Here is an 18,085-nt window from a genome sequence, read left to right as displayed (position 1 = left end):
CCCATCATGAACATCCACAAGAGCATTCTCAGCCTTATCCTCGCCGGCCTGTGCGCGCCGGCGACTGCCGCCGGCGCCCGCGTCGACTACGCTTCGCTCGACGACGCCGCGCTGTCGGACACGCCACGCTTCATCGTCAAGTACAAGCACGGCAGCAGCGCGCGCGCGCGTGCCGCGACCCGCCAGCAGTCCCTCGATGCGGCCGTCAGCCGCGCCCGGCCGCACCTCTCGCCCAACACGGCCAACGCCAATGGCCGGAGTGCCGGGCTGCGCATGCAGACGCTGCGCGCCACCGCCCGCGGCATGCACGTGGTCGGCGCATCCAAGCGCCTGTCGCGCACCGAGGCGCAGGCCCTGATGAAGTCGATCGCCGCCGACCCGAACGTCGAGTACGTCGCCGTCGACGGTCGCGTGTACCCCGACGCCTTGCCGAATGATCCGGTGCTGGCCAGCCACCAGGCGTGGCACTACGCTGCCGGCAACGGCGGTGCCCGCGTGACGGGCGCCTGGGACTCGAGCACCGGCGCCGGCCTCGTGGTCGCTGTGATCGATACGGGCATCACCGCCCACCCCGACCTGGACGCCAACGTCCTGCCGGGCTACGACTTCATCACCGATGCCTTCATCTCACGCCGCGACACCGATGCGCGCGAGCCGGGCGGCTGGGACCTGGGCAACTGGAACGCCGCCGGCGAGTGCGGCACGGGCTCCTCCGCCCGCAACAGCAACTGGCACGGCACCCATGTCGCCGGCACCATCGCCGAAGTGACCGACAACGGCATCGGAGGCGCCGGTGTCGCCCCCGACGCCAAGGTCGTCCCGATTCGCGTGCTGGGCCGCTGCGGCGGGTTCGATTCCGACGTATCCGATGCGATCGTCTGGGCAGCTGGTGGACATGTCGACGGCGTTGCCGACAACGCCAACCCCGCCGAAGTCCTCAACCTCAGCCTCGGCGCCGCCAAGGCCTGCCCGCAGGTCATGCAGGATGCGATCAACACTGCCGTCTCGCTCGGCGCCACCGTGGTCGTCGCGGCCGGCAACGACAACAGCGATGCCAGCCTGCACTCGCCGGCCAGTTGCCAGAACGTGGTGACGGTCGGTGCGACCGGTTACACCGGCCAGCGCGCGAGCTACTCGAACTACGGCGCCTCGATCGACCTGGCGGCGCCCGGCGGAAACGGCGCCGAAGGCGTGCCGAACGGCTACATCTGGTCGACCCACAACGACGGCACGACGGTCCCCGGCAATCCGCAATACGTGGGCATGGTCGGCACCTCGATGGCCGCACCGCACGTGGCCGGCGTCGCCGCGCTCATGCAGGCGGTCGCACCGCGGCCGCTGACCCCCGCGCAGCTGGAAGGCCTGCTGGTGGCATCGGCGCGGCCGTTCCCGGTCACCGTGAACCGTCCGCTGGGTTCGGGCATCCTCGATGCGAGCGCGGCAGTGGAACGCGCCGCCAGTTTGGGCGAGCCGATCGAAGGCATTTCGCTGACGAGCGGCGTGGCGGCGTCGATGCCACCGCTGGCGGCCGGCGACGAGCAGATCTTCGTGATCGAGGTTCCGGAGGGCGCCTCGCGGCTGGATCTGTTGACCTACGGAGGCCGCGGCACGCTTCGCACGTATGCGCAATACGAAGCGGAGCCGTTCGCGAGCTCGAACGTGGGCGCGTCCACCCGTCCAGGCACCAACCAGACCATCACCATCACCGCACCCGCCGCGGGTCGCTACTTCCTGAAGGTCAGCGCCGCGGCCGCCACCGCGGGCGCCCTGGTCCGCGCCACGGTGCGCTGAGCCAGCCTGTCGTGAGCCATGACCGGCCGGGGGTACGCCCCGGCCGGTCTCTGCACCGGAGACGTGTCATTCGCATTCCGACCCCGATACTGTCGCTGGCGCTGCTCGCCGGCCTGATCGCCTGCGATGGCACGCAGGACGCCTCCCATACCGGTACCGATTCCCGCGCTGTCGACGCCACCGCCCGGATGACAGTCGGCGGTTGCATGCCTCCCTGTCGCCCGGACCATGCGATGTTCGGCCAGTGGACACTGCAGACCATGCGGGACCTGGACATACGGTCGACCGACGAGGACACGCCAGTCAACCTGGTGGTCGGCCAGGCGGTGCGCATCCACCTGCCGGCAAGCCCCGCGACCGGCCATGCCTGGGAGCTGGAGGGCAGCGTCCCGCCCTTGCTGGACATGGAGGCCGATCCCGGCCTCGCCCCCTTTCCGTCCGGGGCACCACGTGCCGGGGGCGACACCCAGACCTGGCGCCTGCGGGCCGTGGGTCCGGGCCGCATCGTGCTGGACTTCGTGTCCCGTCGCGACTGGGCCGCCACGATGGCGCCCACTCGACGCGCGCGCTTCGTCATCGACATCATCGCGCCCGCGCCCGCCTCCGACGGGGCATGAGCCGGCGGGATCGCTTAGTATCGGTCCACCCGAATGCGTGGGGTAGTCGGGACGAAGTAGAAGGCAGGTCCTCCGCATGCGCCTACCGCGCTACCGGTTTGGCGAATTCGAACTGGATCCGGCGTCACGGGAGCTCTCCCGGGGCGGCGAACCCCTGTCCCTGCCACCCAAGTCACTCGACTGCCTCATCTACCTGATCGCCCATCGCGAGCGCGCTGTGGGCCGTGACGAACTGATCGCGGCGGTCTGGGGCCGGGTGGAGGTCAGCGATACCGTCGTCGCACAGACCCTCCTGCGCGCGCGCAAGCGACTGGGCGACACCGGGAACCGGCAGGCGATGATCCGCACGGTGCCGCGCTTTGGCTACCAGTGGGTGGCGGCGACGGAGGCGCTGCACGACGACACCGGACGCGCCGACGACGCGCGCATGAAGGCCGGCGAGGCTTCCCCGGTGCCAGCCGTCCCGGACGCTCCGCCATCGCCATCGCCATCGCCATCGCCACCGGCACAGGCAAGCGCCAGGCGCCCGCGTTGGCGGCTCGTAGTCGCCGTGGTCCTCCTGGTCGTAATCGCCGCAGCCGCCATGGGCTTGCGGCACTGGCAGGGCCGGCAGGTCCCGGTGCCGCCGGACGATACGACCCTGGTCCTGCCGGTGCGGGTGACCCCGGCCGGCGGCGAGACCGGCTGGGTGCGGCTGGGCGCAATGGAGTACATCGCCAACCGCCTCCGGCGCGCCGGCCTGAAGGTCCTGCCCAGCGACCAGACCCTTCACCTGAGCGTCCAGTTCGACGACGCGGTGGGGGACGGCGACCTGGCCCGCCTGCAGGCCGCCAGCGGCGCGCGGCGGATCGTGCTGCCGCAGGCGACCCAGGACGCGCAGGGCTGGCGCGTACGCCTGGACATCCTCGATGGCGACGCCGGGCAATCGATCGTGGCGCAGGCAGACTCGCCCTTGGCCGCCGCAGCGTCGGCCAGCGATTCCTGGCTCAAGCGAAGCGGTCATCACGACGCCGGCGACGGCGACGCGCCCAGCCCGCTGACCGAACGGGTCCAACGCATCGACGCGGAACTGCTGGCGGGACAGCTGGCCGCGGCGCGGGATCTGATCGAAGCCGCGCCACCGGAGCAGCGCGCCGATCCCAGGCTGCTGGTCCGCGAAGGGCAACTGGAATACCGCGCCGGCCGGATGGACCAGGCCGAACGCCTCTTCTCGCGCATCCTCGCCCTGCCGTCCCCGCCTGCCCCGGAAATCCGTGCCAAGGCGTTGATGGGCCAGGGCGCGATCGCCATCCGCCGCCAGTCCTTCGCGGCGGCGGAAGCGCACTACACGCAGGCGCTCGACGTGCTGGAGTCAACCGAAGGCAACGGGATCGAGGATCCCGCCCTGCTCGGCAACGCCTACAACGGCCGCGGCGTGGCCCGCGTCCAGCAGCGCCACATGGAGGCGGCCATCCGCGACATGGGCCTGGCGCGGGTCGCCATGCAACGCTCGGGCGACTACGTCGAAGCGGCGACTGTCGGCGCCAACCTGGGCCGCATCGAACTGCTGCGCGGGCACTATCCGCAAGCCCTGCAGGAGTTCGACCAGTCGATCGCGGTGTTCGAACGCTTCGACGTCCGCGACTACCTCGCCGCGACGCTGATGGCCAAGGCCGAAGCGCAGCTCACCACGGTGCAGCCGGCGGAGGCCGTGCGCTCGATCGAACAGGCCGCGGCGGGCATCGAGCGGATCGAAGACGCCTACCTTGCCTCCCGGATCCGCGTCGTCGAGGCCCGCGTGGAGCTCGCCAACGGACACTTGGACGCGGCCGCTGCGATCATCGCCGGGCTGGACGCGCTGGATCGCGACGACCTCCAGGCCATCCTCCAGGAGCTCGGGATTCGCCTGCGGGTCGCGCAGGGCCGGACCGGGGAAGCGGCCACCCTGGCCCGCGAAAGCCTGTCTACCGACGACCAGGACATCAGCGACGGACTCGCCCTGGCCGCCATCCAGGCGGCGCTGCGGACCGGGGATTCCGGCACCGCGACGGCATGGCAATCCCGCCTGGAACGCGCCGCCGAGGCACGCGGCGAGGATGGCCCGGTGTCGTCGGCGGTCCAGCTTTCGATCGTCCGGGCCTTGATCCACCAGACCAACGGGGAGATGGAACGCGCGCTGGAGGCCGCCGCGGAGGCGGCGGCACTCGCCGAGCGCGACGGCAGCCCCAAGATGCGCGTCGAAGCCGGCCTGCTGCGCTCGCGCCTGCTCGCCGAGCATGGCCAAGGCGACGGAGCCGCCGCCATACTTGGCGATCTCGACACCTTCGCGCGCTCGGACTACGGCGTCGCCTGGATGGCCTTCACCCTTTACCAGCGGCTCGGAGAGCCGGCCATGGCCACCAGCGCCCGGACACAACTGGAATTCCTGCGCGGCGAACGCGACATCGACACCGAACCACTGCTCTAGATCACCCCGCGCCGTCCGCGCGACGAACGATGGGTTCTGCTTCGCGCTAACCATCCTGCGATGCGAGTAACGAGAAGTGAGAGGTGAGAAGCGAGAACTGGGAGCCAGGGCACTGGGCGCCCGCACTTTTCCCCTCCGCTTGCGGCAATGCGGCAGGGGAAGTTGGGAGGGGGTGCTCCTGCTCACGGCTTGACCGGACTACCGCGCCATGGATCAACTCCATTGCCTCGACGAAAGCCTGGAGCCCGGACTTCGCCGGGATGACGAGTAGAAGCCCCAGGGGCATCAACCGAAGGGCATTGCACCGCGACGCGGCGCACGCCACGTCGCGCAGGCCTGGGACCGGCCCTGGCGATGCCGTCGTCCTCAGGCCGCCGCGTAGCGCGCGGCGCTGCCCACCCAGCGTTCCACCAGCCGGCCCGCGAGGTCGGGCGATTCGGCCAGCAGCCGCTCGCCGATCTCGTGCACGCTCGGGAGCAGGTCGGCATCGCGCGCGAGGTCGGCGACGCGGAATCCGGCGATGCCGGTCTGGCGCGTGCCCAGCAGCTCGCCCGGGCCACGCAGTTCGAGGTCCTTCTCGGCGATCACGAAGCCGTCCTGCGTCTGTCGCATCGTTTCCAGGCGCTGGCGCGCGAGCGCGGACAGCGGCGACTGGTAGAGCAGCACGCAGTTGGACGCGGCGCTGCCGCGCCCGACGCGCCCGCGCAACTGGTGGAGCTGGGCGAGGCCGAGGCGCTCGGCGTTCTCGATGATCATCAGCGAGGCGTTGGGTACGTCGACGCCGACCTCGATGACGGTGGTCGCCACCAGCAGGTCGGTCTCGCCGGCCTTGAAGGCACGCATGGCCGCCTGCTTGCCGGCAGCCTTCATGCGACCGTGCACGAGGTCGACGCGCAGCTCCGGCAACTGGCTCGACAGGCCTTCGAAGGTGGTCTGCGCGGCCTGCGCGACCACCTCGTCGCTGTCGTCGATCAGGGTGCAGACCCAGTAGGCCTGGCGACCTTCGGCGCACGCGGCGCGGATGCGCTCGATCAGCTCGGGGCGGCGCTCGGCGCTGAGCACGATGGTCTGCACCGGGGTACGCCCGGGCGGGAGCTCGTCGATCGCCGAAACATCCAGGTCGGCGTACGCGGCCATCGCCAGCGTGCGCGGGATCGGCGTGGCGGTCATCACCAACTGGTGCGGGACGATGGCCCCGGGGCCAACGCCGCCCCCGGCGCCCTTGTCGCGCAGGGCCAGGCGCTGGTGCACGCCGAAGCGGTGCTGCTCGTCCACGATCGCCAGCGCGAGGTCGTGGAACACGACACCCTCCTGCATGAGCGCATGCGTGCCGACCACCACCTGCGCCTCGCCCGAGGCGACTTCCTCGAGCACCCGGCCACGGGCACGGCCGGTGACCTTGCCCGCCAGCCAGGCGACGCGGATCCCGAGGGGCTCGAGCCAGCCGCGCAGGTTGGCCAGGTGCTGCTCGGCCAGCAACTCGGTCGGCGCCATCAGCGCCGCCTGCTTGCCGCCCTCCACCGCCAGCATCGCCGCCAACGCCGCGACCACGGTCTTGCCCGAGCCGACGTCGCCCTGCACCAGCCTGAGCATCGGGCGCGGCAGCGCGAGGTCGAGTCGGATCTGTTCGAAGACCCGACGCTGCGCGGCGGTCAGCTCGAACGGCAGGGCCGCCTGCAGGCGCCGCGACAGTGCGCGCTCGCGCAGCGGCGGCGCGGCATGGGCCTGCTGGGCCAGGCGCTGCCGGCGCAGGCTCAGGTGGTGGGCGAGCAGCTCCTCGATCGCCAGCCGCCGCTGCGCCGGGTGGGTCCCCGCGGACAGGGCCTGCAGGTCGGCGTCGGCCGGGGAGCGGTGCACGGTCAGCAACGCATTGCGAAGCGACGGCAGGTGCAGGTGTTCGAGCAGGCCCGCCGGCAACAGCTCGAGCACGCCTTCGTCGGGCAGGCGGTCCAAAGCCAGTCCGATCAGGCGCCGCAGCGACGCGGGCCCCACCCCTTCGATCGCCGGATAGACCGGGTCGAGGCGATCGGCAAGGGCATCGTCCGCGCGCGGATCGAGCACGCGGTAGCTGGGATGGACGATCTCGAGCCCATGCTGGCCCGGTCGTGGCGTGCCGAAGCAGCGCACGCGGGCGCCCGGCTGGAACTGGGCCACCTGCGCGGCGCGGAAATGGAAGAAGCGCAGCACCAGCGTGCCATGGCCCTCGTCGCCGATCGCCACCCGCAGCATCGGCCGGTACCGAAACCCGCGCTCCACCGCCTCTACGCGCCCTTCGACCTGTGCCGGCACGCCGGGCAACAGTGAGCGGATCGGGGTCAGCGCGGTGCGGTCCTCGTATTGCCGGGGCAGGTGGAACCACAGGTCCTGTACGTGGACCAGTCCGCGCACGGCCAGCTTTTCGGCAAGCTTCGGCCCCACGCCGGGTAGCACGGTGAGGGCTTGCTGCAGGGGATCGACGGCGGGCCCGTCCTTGCGCTTGGGCATCCGCCAAGCATGCCGGGAAGACGCGCAAACAAAAACCCCGCGCACGTGCGCGGGGTCTCGGGATGCGAAACGCGCCGGGCTCAGCCCAGCACGAGGATCGCGTCGACCTCGAAGGCCGCGCCCTTCGGCAGGCCGGCGACTTCGATCGTCGAGCGCGCCGGGTACGGCGCCTGGAAATAGTCGGCCATTACCGCGTTGACGGCGGCGAAGTCGCCCAGGTCGGTGACGTACAGGCCCAGTCGCACGACCTGGTCGAGCGAGCCACCGGCGGCCTCGCAGACGGCCTTGAGGTTGTCGAACGCGCGTCGCGCCTGCGCGCTGATGTCGCCGGCGACGATCTCGCCGCTGGCGGGGTCGAGCGGGATCTGGCCCGAGAGGAACACGGTGTCGCCGGCACGAACGGCCTGCGAATACGGTCCGATCGCGGCCGGGGCCTGGTCGGTCTGGACGATGGTGCGGGGCATGCGGGGCTCTCCTGGAGGGACTGGGCCGCAGTGTACCGGCGGGCAGGCCGGCAGGCGCACGCCTGGGGAACGTCCTAGATGCGCTGGACGGCCAGCACGACGTTCAGGCGGCGGACCCGGCGGATCACGTTGGCGAGGTGGCGACGGTCCGACACTTCGATCGAGAAACGCATCGCCGCGACGTGGGTGTCGCGCTCCAGGTATTCCACGCGGTCGATGTTGGACTCGGCGTCGGCCACCGCTGCAGCCACCTGCGCCAGCGCGCCGGGGCGATTGTCGACGTCGATCTTCAGCGCCGCGGCGAAGTCGCCCGATACCTCGCGGTCCCAGCCGATCGGTACCCAGCGGTCGGGCGACTTGCGGTACTCGGCCACGTTCGGGCAGTCCAGGCGGTGCACCACCACGCCCCGGCCCGCCGTGTGGTAGCCCATGATCTCGTCGCCGGGCACCGGCAGGCAGCATTGCGCGAAGCTGATGACGCCGCGTTCGGCGCCGGTGATCAGGATCTTCTCGTCGGGCAGGCGCGCCCGGACCGCCTGGCGGCGCTCGGGACCGCCCGGTGTTTCGCGCGCCAGCGCCTGCGCGACCTGGCTGGGCATGCGGTTGCCCAGCGCGATCTCGGCCAGCAGGGCCTCCAGGCGCGGGTAGCGATGCTCGGCGAGATAGCCATCGATGCGCACCTGCGGCACGCGGTCGAGCGAGGTGTCCAGGCCTTCCAGCGCGCGATCGAGCATGCGGTGGCCCAGCTGCACGGCGTCCTCGTGCCCGATCTGCTTGAGCTGCTGGCGGATCGCGGTGCGGGCCTTGCCCGACACCACGAACTCCAGCCATTGCGGCTTGGGCGTGGACGAGCGCGCGGTGATCACTTCCACGCGCTGGCCGCTGGCCAGGCGGGTGCGCAGCGGCGAGAGCTTGCCGTCCACGCGCGCGGCCACCGCCATGTTGCCCACGTCGGTATGCACCGCGTACGCGAAGTCCAGCGCCGTCGAGTTGCGCGGCAGCGACAGGATGTCGCCCTTGGGCGTGAACAGGTAGACCTCGTCGGGGAACAGGTCGACCTTGACGTTCTCCAGGAATTCCAGCGACGAGCCGGTGTCGTGCTGCGACTCCACCAGGCCGGTGATCCAGTGGTGGGCGCGGCTCTGGGCGCTGTTGGGGCCTTCCGCGCCGTCCTTGTACGACCAGTGCGCGGCGACGCCCTTTTCGGCGACCAGGTCCATCTCCTCGGTCCTGATCTGCACTTCGACCGGCGAACCGTAGGGCCCGAACAGCACCGTGTGCAGCGACTGGTAGCCATTGGCCTTGGGAATCGCGATGAAGTCGCGGAAGCGCGCATCCAGCGGCTTGTAGGTCGCGTGGACCACGCCCAGCGCGTGATAGCAGTCGGGCACCGCGCGCACGACCACGCGGAAGCCGAACACGTCCATCACCTGGGTGAAGTTCTTGTTCTCCGCGCGCATCTTCGTATAGATGCTCCACGGCGACTTGACCCGGCTCACCAGGCGGTGCTGCAACTTCTCCTTGGCCAGGCGCTGGGCCAGGTTGGCCTCGATCTGCACCAGGGCCTCGCGCCGGACCACGGGCTGCGTGCGGATGCGCTTCTCGATGACCGCGTGGCGCCAGGGATGCAGCGCGCGGAAGCCCAGGTCCTGCAGCTCGGCCTTGATCAGGTTCATGCCCAGGCGCTGGGCGATCGGCGCGTAGATGTCCAGGGTCTCCCGCGCGATGCGATGCCGCGCCTCGGCGCCCTGTGCGCCCAGCGTGCGCATGTTGTGCAGGCGGTCGGCGAGCTTGATGAGGATCACGCGCAGGTCGCGCGACATCGCCAGCAGCATCTTGCGGAAACTCTCGGCGGTCGCCTCGGCGCGGTCGCGGAACTGGAGCTTGTCCAGCTTGGTGACGCCATCGACCAGTTCGGCCACGGTCTCGCCGAACTCGTCGGCCAGGCACTCGCGCGTGACCGGGGTATCCTCGATGGTGTCGTGCAGGATCGCCGCGATCAGCGTCTCCGCGTCCAGGCCCTGCTCGGCCAGGACCTGGGCCACCGCCACCGGATGGGTGATGTAAGGCTCGCCGGACTTGCGCGTCTGGCCCGCGTGGGCGGACGCGCCAACCGCCCAGGCGCGCCTCAGGCGTGCCCGCTGCGACTCGTCCAGGTACCCGGCCGCACGCTCCATGGCCTGCATGTAGTCGGGCAGCGACTCGAAGTCGCTGGCCGGCGGCGCAAGCACGTTCAGGTTGGCGGGATCGGGTCGGGCTGACATCAACTCAATCTAAGGGGCGGACTGCCCCCTTGCAATGCGGCACGGTGCGGTGGAAGGCGCCGTCGGCGCCCGTTCAGCCCCTGTTTTCGACCGGCGGGACGGATTCCCCCCGCGAGGCCCGCCGACAGGTCGTCGAAAACGCGAACGGCCCCGCCGGGGCGGGGCCGTCGAAGGTCGTCCCGGAGCGGGGCGACCGAGCCTGGACAGGCTTACTCGTCGTTCTTGGACATGTCCTCGTCCGCCACCACTTCGGCGGCCGCCCACTCCAGGGCCTCGCGCTCCTTGCGCTCGCGCTCGGACTTCTCGACGGCCTCGATGTAGGTGGCGTCGACCTCGCGCGCGGCGATCTCGCGCAACGCCAGCACGGTCGGCTTGTCGTTGGACTCGGAGTTGTCGAGCATCGGCTCGACGTTGTTGGCCAGCTGGCGCGCGCGCTTGGCGGCCAACATAACCAGTTCGAAGCGGTTGTCGACCACTTCCAGGCAATCTTCAACGGTGATGCGGGCCATGGGGCTCCCAACGGCTGACGCCGTAATGCGGACAAATCGGCCGGCCATTATAGGGACCCGGCGGCCCCCTCGGCAAGTCCGGCCTTGGGAATCAGGCAGTTACGGCCCCAGGGGCCGCGGGGGCCGTTCAGCCTTGCAGCAGGCCGCCGATCAGCCGGCCATGGCGGGCGACCTGCATCTCGCGCCGGAGCCGGCTGGCGGTGAAGATCGCGCACATCTCGTCGACCGCCACGGCGAAGTGTTCGTTGACGATCACGTAGTCGAATTCGCCGTAATGCGACATTTCCTCGCGGGCGGCCGCCAGCCGCTGGGCGATGACGTCGTCGCTGTCCTGGCCGCGGTTGCGCATGCGCTGTTCCAGTGCCTCGCGCGAGGGCGGCAGGATGAACACGCTGATCGCACCCGGCACCTGCCGGCGGACCTGGCGCGCGCCCTGCCAGTCGATCTCGAGCAGCACGTCGCGGCCGGCCGCCAGCTGCGGCTCGACCGACTGCCGGGCGGTGCCCTTCCAGTCGCCATGGACGCGGGCGTGCTCGAAGAAGTCACCGGCGGCGACCATGCGCTCGAACTCGGATTCGTCGACGAAGTGGTAATGCTCGGCATGGCGCTCGCCCGGGCGCGGCCGGCGCGAGGTGAACGAGATCGACAGGCAGATGTTGGGATCGCGCGCGAGCACCGCGTTGACGATGCTGGACTTGCCCGCCCCGGAGGGCGCGGCGACGATGAAGAGGGTGCCTCGCATGGTCATTCGATGTTCTGCACCTGTTCGCGGATCTGGTCGATCAGGACCTTCAGGTCGACCGCGGCGGCGGTGCTGCGCGCGTCGACCGACTTCGAGCCCAGGGTATTGGCTTCGCGGTTGAACTCCTGCAGCAGGAAGTCCAGCCGGCGCCCCACGGCCTCGCGCAGGCCCAGCACGCGGCGCGCTTCGCCGACGTGGGTGGCGAGGCGGTCGAGCTCCTCGTCGACGTCGAGCTTCTGCAGCCACATCACCAGTTCCTGCTCCAGCCGGCCGGGATCGACCGGCTGCGGCAGGTCGGCCAGGCGCGCCTGCAGCTTGACGCGCTGGGCATCGCGGATCTGCGGCACCAGGGTGCGCAGGGTCGCGACGTGGCCGTCGATCAGGTCCAGGCGCTCGACGATGGCCTCGGCCAGCTTGGCGCCCTCGCGCTCGCGGGCCGCGACGAACTCGTCGAGCACGGCGTCCAGCAGGGACAGGGCCTCGGCCTGGAGGGCGGCGGGATCGGCGACGGGTGCCTGCAACACGCCGGGGAGCTGGAGCAGCTGGCTGAACTCGGTATGCAGGCCGGGGAAGCGCGACGACAGGTCGATCGCCAGCTCCCCGAGCTCGCGCAGCCGCGTCGGATCCACCCGCAGCGCGCCCTCGCCCTCGGGACTGCGCAGGCGCAGGCCCAGGTCGACCTTGCCGCGCGACAGGCGCGCGGCGACGCGCTCGCGCAGGGCGGGCTCGAGCGGACGCAGGTCGTCATGCAGGCGGGTGCCGACTTCGAGGAAGCGATGGTTCACCGATCGCAGCTCGCAGCCCAGGGTGCCCCATGGCGTGGCGCGTTCGCCGCTGGCGAAGGCGGTCATGCTGCGGATCATGCGGGTCGTCCTGCCGTCGTCGGGAAGCCTTGCGGCCGTGAAGTATGCCATCGCCGCGCCCGCATCGCCGCCCCGGCAGCGGTCCGGGCGATGCCAAACCGCTAGAATCGTGGCCTTGACCGCCACACGGCTCTTACATGACCGACACCCCCGCCCCCATCGCCCGCCCCAGCGGCCGCCTGCCCGACCAACTGCGCGAAGTGCGCATCGAACGCGGCTTCACCCGCCATGCCGAAGGCTCGGTGCTGATCAGCTTCGGCGACACCCGCGTGTTGTGCACCGCCAGCGTCGAGAACCGGGTGCCGGCCTTCCTGCGCGGCAAGGGCGAGGGCTGGGTCACCGCCGAATACGGCATGCTGCCGCGCGCGACCCACACCCGCAGCGACCGCGAGGCCACCCGCGGCAAGCAGGGCGGCCGCACGCTGGAGATCCAGCGCCTGATCGGCCGCTCGCTGCGCGCGTGCGTCGACCGCAGCCTGCTCGGCGAACGGACCATCACGCTCGACTGCGACGTCCTCCAGGCCGATGGCGGCACCCGCACCGCGGCGATCACCGGCGCCTATGTCGCCCTGGTGGACGCGGTCCAGGGCCTGGTCGCCTCGCGCGCCATCAAGTTGCCGCAGTGCGGACGATCGCCCATCTTCGGTGCGGTGGCCGCGGTCTCGGTCGGTGTCTACCGCGGCGTCCCCGTGCTCGACCTCGACTACGCCGAGGACAGCGACTGCGACACCGACATGAACGTGGTCATGAACGACGGCGGCGGCTTCATCGAACTGCAGGGCACCGCCGAGGGCCACGCCTTCCGCCGCGAGGAACTGGAGGCGATGACGGCCCTGGCCGAATCGGGCATCCGGACGCTGATCGCCCGCCAGCGCGAAGCCCTGGACGCCTGACATGGCGGCGCCGCGCCCCATCCGCCAGTCCATCGGCAGCGTCACCGTCCTGGTCCGCGACTACGACGAAGCGATCGACTGGTACACCCGGGTGCTGGGGTTCCTGCTGCTGGAAGACACCGATCTGGGCCATGGCAAGCGCTGGGTGCGGGTCGCGCCCGTGGGCACCGACGACGGCTGCGCGCTCCTGCTCGCCCTCGCCTCCGACGAGGCGCAACGGCGTTGCGTGGGTGCGCAGGCGGGCGGCCGGGTGGGCTTCTTCCTGCATACCCGCGACTTCGCCCGCGACTTCGCGGCGCTGGAGGCGCGCGGCGTTCGCTTCACCGAGGCGCCGCGCCACGAGTCCTACGGCAGCGTGGTCGTGTTCGAGGACCTCTACGGCAACCGCTGGGACCTGCTGGGGCTGAAGGAAGACGCCGATGACGCGGGCTGAGGGCGAACGCTGGGTCATCGCCAGCAGCAACGCGGGCAAGCTGGCCGAGTTCCGCGACCTGCTTGGCGACGGCGGACCGGCCTGCGTGCCGCAGGCGGAGCTGGGGGTGGTCGACGCCGAGGAGACCGGGCTGACCTTCATCGAGAACGCCCTGATCAAGGCGCGACACGCCGCCCGGGCCACCGGCCTGCCGGCGCTCGCGGACGACTCCGGCTTGTGCGTGGACGCGCTCGACGGCGCGCCGGGACTCTATTCGGCGCGCTACGCGGGCGGACACGGCGATGCCGCGGCCAACATCGCCAAACTGCTCGCCGCGCTCAAGGCCCGCCCCGACGCCGGTCGGCGCGCACGCTTCGTCGCGGTGATCGCCTGGCTGCGCCACCCGCTCGATCCGCAGCCGGTGGTCGCACAGGGCGTCTGGCACGGCTGCATCCTCGAGCGCCCGCGCGGGGCGGGGGGATTCGGCTACGACCCCGTGTTCCAGCCCGACGGCCATGACTGCAGCGCGGCGGAACTCCCGCCCGCGCTCAAGAACCGCCTCGGCCATCGCGGCCAGGCGCTGCTGGCGCTGCGCCGCCAGCTGCTCGACCTCGCCTGAGCCCGGCCCCCGCATGCCCACGCTAACGCCGCCGCCGCTCTCGCTCTATGTCCACCTGCCCTGGTGCGTGCGCAAATGCCCCTACTGCGACTTCAACTCGCACGAGGGACGCGGACCGCTGCCGTTCGAGGCCTACGTCGACGCGCTGCTGGCCGACCTGGACCACGACCTGCCGCTCGTATGGGGTCGCACGGTGCAGACCGTGTTCTTCGGCGGCGGTACGCCCAGCCTGTTCCCGGCCGCGGCGATCGACCGCTTCCTGCAGGGCGCCAGTGCGCGCCTGCGGATCGCACCCGGGGCCGAGATCACCCTGGAGACCAATCCCGGCACCGCCGAGCACGGGCGTTTCGAGCTCTACCGCCAGGCCGGGGTCAACCGCCTGAGCTTCGGGATCCAGAGCTTCGACGACGGCTGCCTTGCCCGGCTGGGCCGCATCCACGACAGCCGCGAGGCCGAGTCGGCGGTCAAGCTGGCCCAGGACGCCGGCTTCGACAACCTCAACATCGACCTCATGTACGCCTTGCCCGGGCAGGACCTGGCGATGGCCGCGCACGACCTGGAGCGCGCCTTCGCGCTGTCGCCGGCGCATGTCAGCCACTACCAGCTGACACTGGAACCCAACACCGTGTTCGCCGCCCGCCCGCCCGACGACCTGCCCGACGAGGACGGCGGCTGGGACATGCAGGAGCACTGCCAGGACCTGCTCGCCGACGCCGGCTACGCGCAGTACGAAGTCAGCGCGTACGCCCGGCCCGGCCGCCAGTGCGCGCACAACCTCAACTACTGGCGCTACGGCGACTACCTGGGCATCGGTGCCGGCGCCCACGGCAAGATCACGCTGGGTCATGACGAGACCATCCACAGGCGCTGGAAGCACAAGCACCCCGCCCGCTACCTGGCCGATGCCGGCACCGACGCCGCGATCGGCGGGGACGACTTGGTCGCGCCCGAACGCCGACCATTCGAGTACATGCTCAACGCGCTGCGGCTGGTGGAGGGCTTCAGCCTGGCGTCGTTCAGCGCGCGCACGGGCCTGGAGACCGGGGCGATCGCATCCCAGCTCGAGCAGGCGTTCGCCCGCGGCTGGCTGGAGGCGGCTGACGGGCGCGTGCGGCCCACGGAGCTTGGCCGCCGCTTCACCAACGACGCCGTCGCCCTGTTCCTCCCCGATTGACGGACGGGCGGGCGATGGCTCGCGCCGGTGGCCTGCCCGACACGGGTTCCGCGTTGGTCTGTTCAGATGGGATGGACCATCAGGCCGGGGGGCTAGCCGATTGACAGCTTCCACGCCGTGCGTAACTTGACCCCAACGAGCCCGGCCGCCCAGGACATGTCTGCCAGATTGGAAGCCCACCCCGCCCCCGCGCACAGCAAGACACTGGCCTCGGCCGACCTGCCCCGTCGGGTCCGGGCGGCGCTCGAGCGCCTCAATGGCCTCGCCTCCGACGCCCTCGGGCGCCAGCTCGAAGCGATGCTGTCGGACTTCGAACAGCAACTGTTCAAGCTGGCCGAGCAGGCGCGCAACCCCGCGTTGCAGGCCGACTACTTCGAGACCCTCCGGCGGGTGCGCCTGCACCGCAGCGACCTCGCCCCGCATTTCATGGCCGGCCTCGAGTCCGGGCTCGCCGCGATCCGCGACGCCGACGCCACGGGCGACGTCCCGGCTTCGGAACTCGACTTCGACGAACTGCGCCTGGTGGAGGACGCCGAGGTCAGCGAGGAAAGCGTGCTCAAGCGCATCGCCGCGCGCCACGAGTCGCGCGCCGGCCTGCCCCTGCTGCTGCTGGGCCAGCGCTTCGGCGTGCTCGCCGGCAAGCCGGCCTTCGACGCGGAGGCCCTCCCGGTCGGCCCGCATCGCCTGGCCCAGGTGCTCGCCGAGGCCAGCAAGGGCCTGCAACTGGAAGATTCGTACCGCCTGATGCTGTTCGAGAGCTTCAACAGCCGTGTGATGAACGGCTACGCGCAGCTGGTGGAGGCCATGAACGCGCTGCTCGCGCGCGAGAACGTGCTGCCCGGTTTGTCCTACGTCCCGTTGCGCAGCCGGCCCACCGAACAGGTCGTGGAGCGCGACGCGGACGTGGCCCCCGAAGAGGCCCCGGAGCGGCGGCGCGAACCGGCCCCGCGTGCGCGAGTGCTGCCCCCGTCCGAACGCCCGCACACCCGCTGGCAGGGCGAGGCCGGCAACGACGCTGGCGAGCGCGAGGACGAGAACATCGCGCTGTCAATGCTCCAGGACCTGCTGGCAAGTCGCCGCGAGGTGGTGGGCAAGCTGCGCAACGACGCCGACGCGCGCGACCACGTGCCGCTGCAGACGCCCGACGTGTTCGAGGCCCTGGGCGAGCAGCAGGCCGCGCCACCCACGCCCTCGCAGCGACCGCGCACCATCGCCGACCTCAAGAAGGCACTGCTGGCGCAGGGACGCCAGAAGCATGGCAAGGCGACCCGCCTGAGCGGACAGGACGAGGACACCTTCGAACTGCTCGGCATCCTCTACACCGAGATCGGCCGCGAACTCCGGGAAGGCACGATCAGCTCCAACCTGCTCGAGCGCCTGCAGGTCCCGCTGCTGCGGCTGGCACTGATGGATCGCGCCTTCTTCGTGCGCAGCCAGCATCCCGCGCGCCAGTTGCTCAACTCCGTCGCCGAGGCCGGTGCCAAGTGGCTGGACGAAAGCGAGACCGACCCCCGGCTGGAGCGCCAGCTGCGCGACGCGGTCGACCACGTGGTCCAGAACTACCAGGGCGACGCCGACGTCTTCGAAGCCGCCAACGAATCGCTCCAGGGCCACCTCCAGACCCTGGCGCGCAAGGCCGAGATGAGCGAACGCCGCCACGTCGAGGCCGCGCGGGGCAAGGAGAAACTGGTCGTCGCCAAGCGCCGCGCCGCCGAGGTCATCGGCGAGGCCATGGCCGGGCAGGAACTGCCGCGCTTCCTGCGCAACCTGCTCGACCAGGCCTGGTCGGACGTGCTCACCCTCACCCTGCTGCGGCATGGCGAGGAATCCGAGGAGTGGCAGCAGCACGCCCGCGCCACCCAGGCGCTGGCCGTGGCGAGCGCGGGCGGCCAGGCGGCGCCCGAGGGCCTGGCCGAACATGTCCAGGCGGCGCTGGCGCAGGTCGGTTACCACGAGGACGAAGCCGTGGTGATCTCGCGCCACCTGACCGGTGGCCGCGACGACACCAGCCAGGATCCCGCCTCGCGCACCGAACTGGCCATGAAGATCAAGGCGCGCGCGCGCCTGGGCGACGATGCCACCGAGGCACGCAGCAAGCCGGTGGCGCCGCGCAATCCGCGCGAGCAGTCCTGCTATGAGCACCTGCGCACACTGCCCTTCGGCACCTGGATGGAATTCAGCCTCAACCAGCAGGGCGACGTCGTCCGTCGCCGCATCGCCTGGTTCAGCACGGTCACCGACCGCATGCTGTTCGTGAACCAGCGCGGCCAACGTGTCGACGAACAGTCGCTCGACCAGGTCGCCCGGCTGATGGCCCAGGACCAGGTCAAGGTGGTGACCGCCGACCGTGGGCGCCTCGTCGACCGGGCCTGGCAGGCCACCGTCTCCGCACTTCGCAACTTCGCCGGCATGCCGGGCCAACCGCAGGGAGCACACCCATGAGTTCAACCGGCAACGTCAAGGAATTCCGCCGCGCCCAACGCCAGCGGGTGCGGGGCACGATCCTGGTGACCGACGCCATGACCGACCGCGAAGTGGGCCGGATTGGCAACCTCTCCGAATCGGGGATGCTGCTGATCGCGCACGCGCCGATGGTCGACGACGCGCTCTACCAGCTGCGCTTCAGCGTCGGACATGGTGGCAGCGGCACCATCGAGGCCGGTGCCCACCTGCTCTGGCAGGACCGCGCCAGCGCGCCGGGCCAGACCTGGGCGGGCTTCCGCTTCATCACGATGCTCGACAGCCAGCTGCACCAGTTGCGCGACTGGCTGTCCTCGCAACAGGGCCAGCGTCGCCACGCCTGAGCC

15 protein-coding genes are annotated in these 18,085 nt (G+C 71.0%); 9 read left to right on the top strand and 6 right to left on the bottom strand.

Going from position 1 to position 18,085, the window contains the following annotated elements; genetic code table 11:
• The first annotated feature begins 6 nt into the window (after positions 1–6).
• The 3 genes from FKV25_RS06100 (at position 7) to FKV25_RS06090 (ending at position 4,854) form a co-directional block, all read left to right on the top strand.
• Complete coding sequence (locus FKV25_RS06100; RefSeq protein WP_141517907.1) at positions 7–1,791, top strand: S8 family peptidase; 1,785 nt, start codon at positions 7–9, stop codon at positions 1,789–1,791.
• Positions 1,792–1,997: 206 nt separating this feature from the next.
• The gene (locus FKV25_RS06095; RefSeq protein WP_170218563.1) at positions 1,998–2,408 is read left to right on the top strand and encodes a protease inhibitor I42 family protein; all 411 of its coding nucleotides are present in this window, start codon (positions 1,998–2,000) and stop codon (positions 2,406–2,408) included.
• Positions 2,409–2,484: 76 nt separating this feature from the next.
• Positions 2,485–4,854 carry a winged helix-turn-helix domain-containing protein gene (locus FKV25_RS06090; RefSeq protein ID WP_141517905.1) on the top strand — a complete coding sequence of 790 codons (2,370 nt, stop codon included), beginning with the start codon at positions 2,485–2,487 and terminating at the stop codon, positions 4,852–4,854.
• A gap of 366 nt (positions 4,855–5,220) precedes the next feature.
• Here the strand turns inward: FKV25_RS06090 and recG are convergent, their stop codons facing one another.
• From recG to FKV25_RS06060, 6 genes are all read right to left on the bottom strand, one after another.
• Positions 5,221–7,338, bottom strand: coding sequence for an ATP-dependent DNA helicase RecG (gene recG, locus FKV25_RS06085; protein WP_141517904.1), 2,118 nt, complete (start codon positions 7,336–7,338; stop codon positions 5,221–5,223).
• A gap of 80 nt (positions 7,339–7,418) precedes the next feature.
• On the bottom strand, positions 7,419–7,802 hold the full coding sequence (locus tag FKV25_RS06080) for a RidA family protein (protein ID WP_141517903.1): 384 nt from the start codon (positions 7,800–7,802) through the stop codon (positions 7,419–7,421).
• A gap of 74 nt (positions 7,803–7,876) precedes the next feature.
• Positions 7,877–9,988, bottom strand: a complete 2,112-nt coding sequence (locus FKV25_RS06075; protein WP_246071956.1) for a RelA/SpoT family protein — start codon at positions 9,986–9,988, stop codon at positions 7,877–7,879.
• A 287-nt stretch (positions 9,989–10,275) separates the two neighbouring features.
• The gene (gene rpoZ, locus FKV25_RS06070) at positions 10,276–10,575 is read right to left on the bottom strand and encodes a DNA-directed RNA polymerase subunit omega (RefSeq protein ID WP_141517901.1); all 300 of its coding nucleotides are present in this window, start codon (positions 10,573–10,575) and stop codon (positions 10,276–10,278) included.
• A 127-nt stretch (positions 10,576–10,702) separates the two neighbouring features.
• Positions 10,703–11,317: a guanylate kinase gene (gmk, locus tag FKV25_RS06065; protein WP_141517900.1), complete on the bottom strand. Its 615-nt coding sequence runs from the start codon at positions 11,315–11,317 to the stop codon at positions 10,703–10,705.
• Positions 11,318–11,319: 2 nt separating this feature from the next.
• Entirely contained in the window at positions 11,320–12,180 is an 861-nt protein-coding gene (locus FKV25_RS06060) for a YicC/YloC family endoribonuclease (protein WP_141517899.1), read from the bottom strand.
• Positions 12,181–12,317: 137 nt separating this feature from the next.
• Here FKV25_RS06060 and rph point away from each other — a divergent pair, with 137 nt between their 5' ends.
• The 6 genes from rph (at position 12,318) to FKV25_RS06030 (ending at position 18,082) form a co-directional block, all read left to right on the top strand.
• Positions 12,318–13,073 (top strand): ribonuclease PH, encoded by a 756-nt coding sequence (gene rph, locus FKV25_RS06055; RefSeq protein WP_141517898.1) that lies wholly within the window; start codon positions 12,318–12,320, stop codon positions 13,071–13,073.
• 1 nt (position 13,074) lies between these two features.
• Positions 13,075–13,506, top strand: coding sequence for a VOC family protein (locus FKV25_RS06050; protein WP_141517897.1), 432 nt, complete (start codon positions 13,075–13,077; stop codon positions 13,504–13,506).
• Entirely contained in the window at positions 13,493–14,104 is a 612-nt protein-coding gene (gene rdgB, locus FKV25_RS06045) for an RdgB/HAM1 family non-canonical purine NTP pyrophosphatase (RefSeq protein ID WP_141517896.1), read from the top strand. The genes FKV25_RS06050 and rdgB overlap by 14 nt, the downstream gene beginning before the upstream one ends.
• Positions 14,105–14,117: 13 nt before the next feature.
• Positions 14,118–15,278, top strand: a complete 1,161-nt coding sequence (hemW, locus tag FKV25_RS06040; RefSeq protein ID WP_141517895.1) for a radical SAM family heme chaperone HemW — start codon at positions 14,118–14,120, stop codon at positions 15,276–15,278.
• 156 nt (positions 15,279–15,434) lie between these two features.
• Complete coding sequence (locus FKV25_RS06035) at positions 15,435–17,720, top strand: DUF1631 family protein (RefSeq protein ID WP_141517894.1); 2,286 nt, start codon at positions 15,435–15,437, stop codon at positions 17,718–17,720.
• Positions 17,717–18,082, top strand: a complete 366-nt coding sequence (locus FKV25_RS06030; protein ID WP_141517893.1) for a PilZ domain-containing protein — start codon at positions 17,717–17,719, stop codon at positions 18,080–18,082. Before FKV25_RS06035 ends, FKV25_RS06030 begins: the two co-directional genes overlap by 4 nt.
• The last annotated feature ends 3 nt before the right edge of the window (positions 18,083–18,085 follow it).

Origin of the sequence: Marilutibacter aestuarii (assembly GCF_006546775.1) — a bacterium.
Classification (GTDB): Bacteria; Pseudomonadota; Gammaproteobacteria; order Xanthomonadales; family Xanthomonadaceae; genus Marilutibacter; species Marilutibacter aestuarii.
Note: the sequence above shows the minus strand (reverse complement) of the source record. Positions and strands in the feature narration are given on the sequence as shown.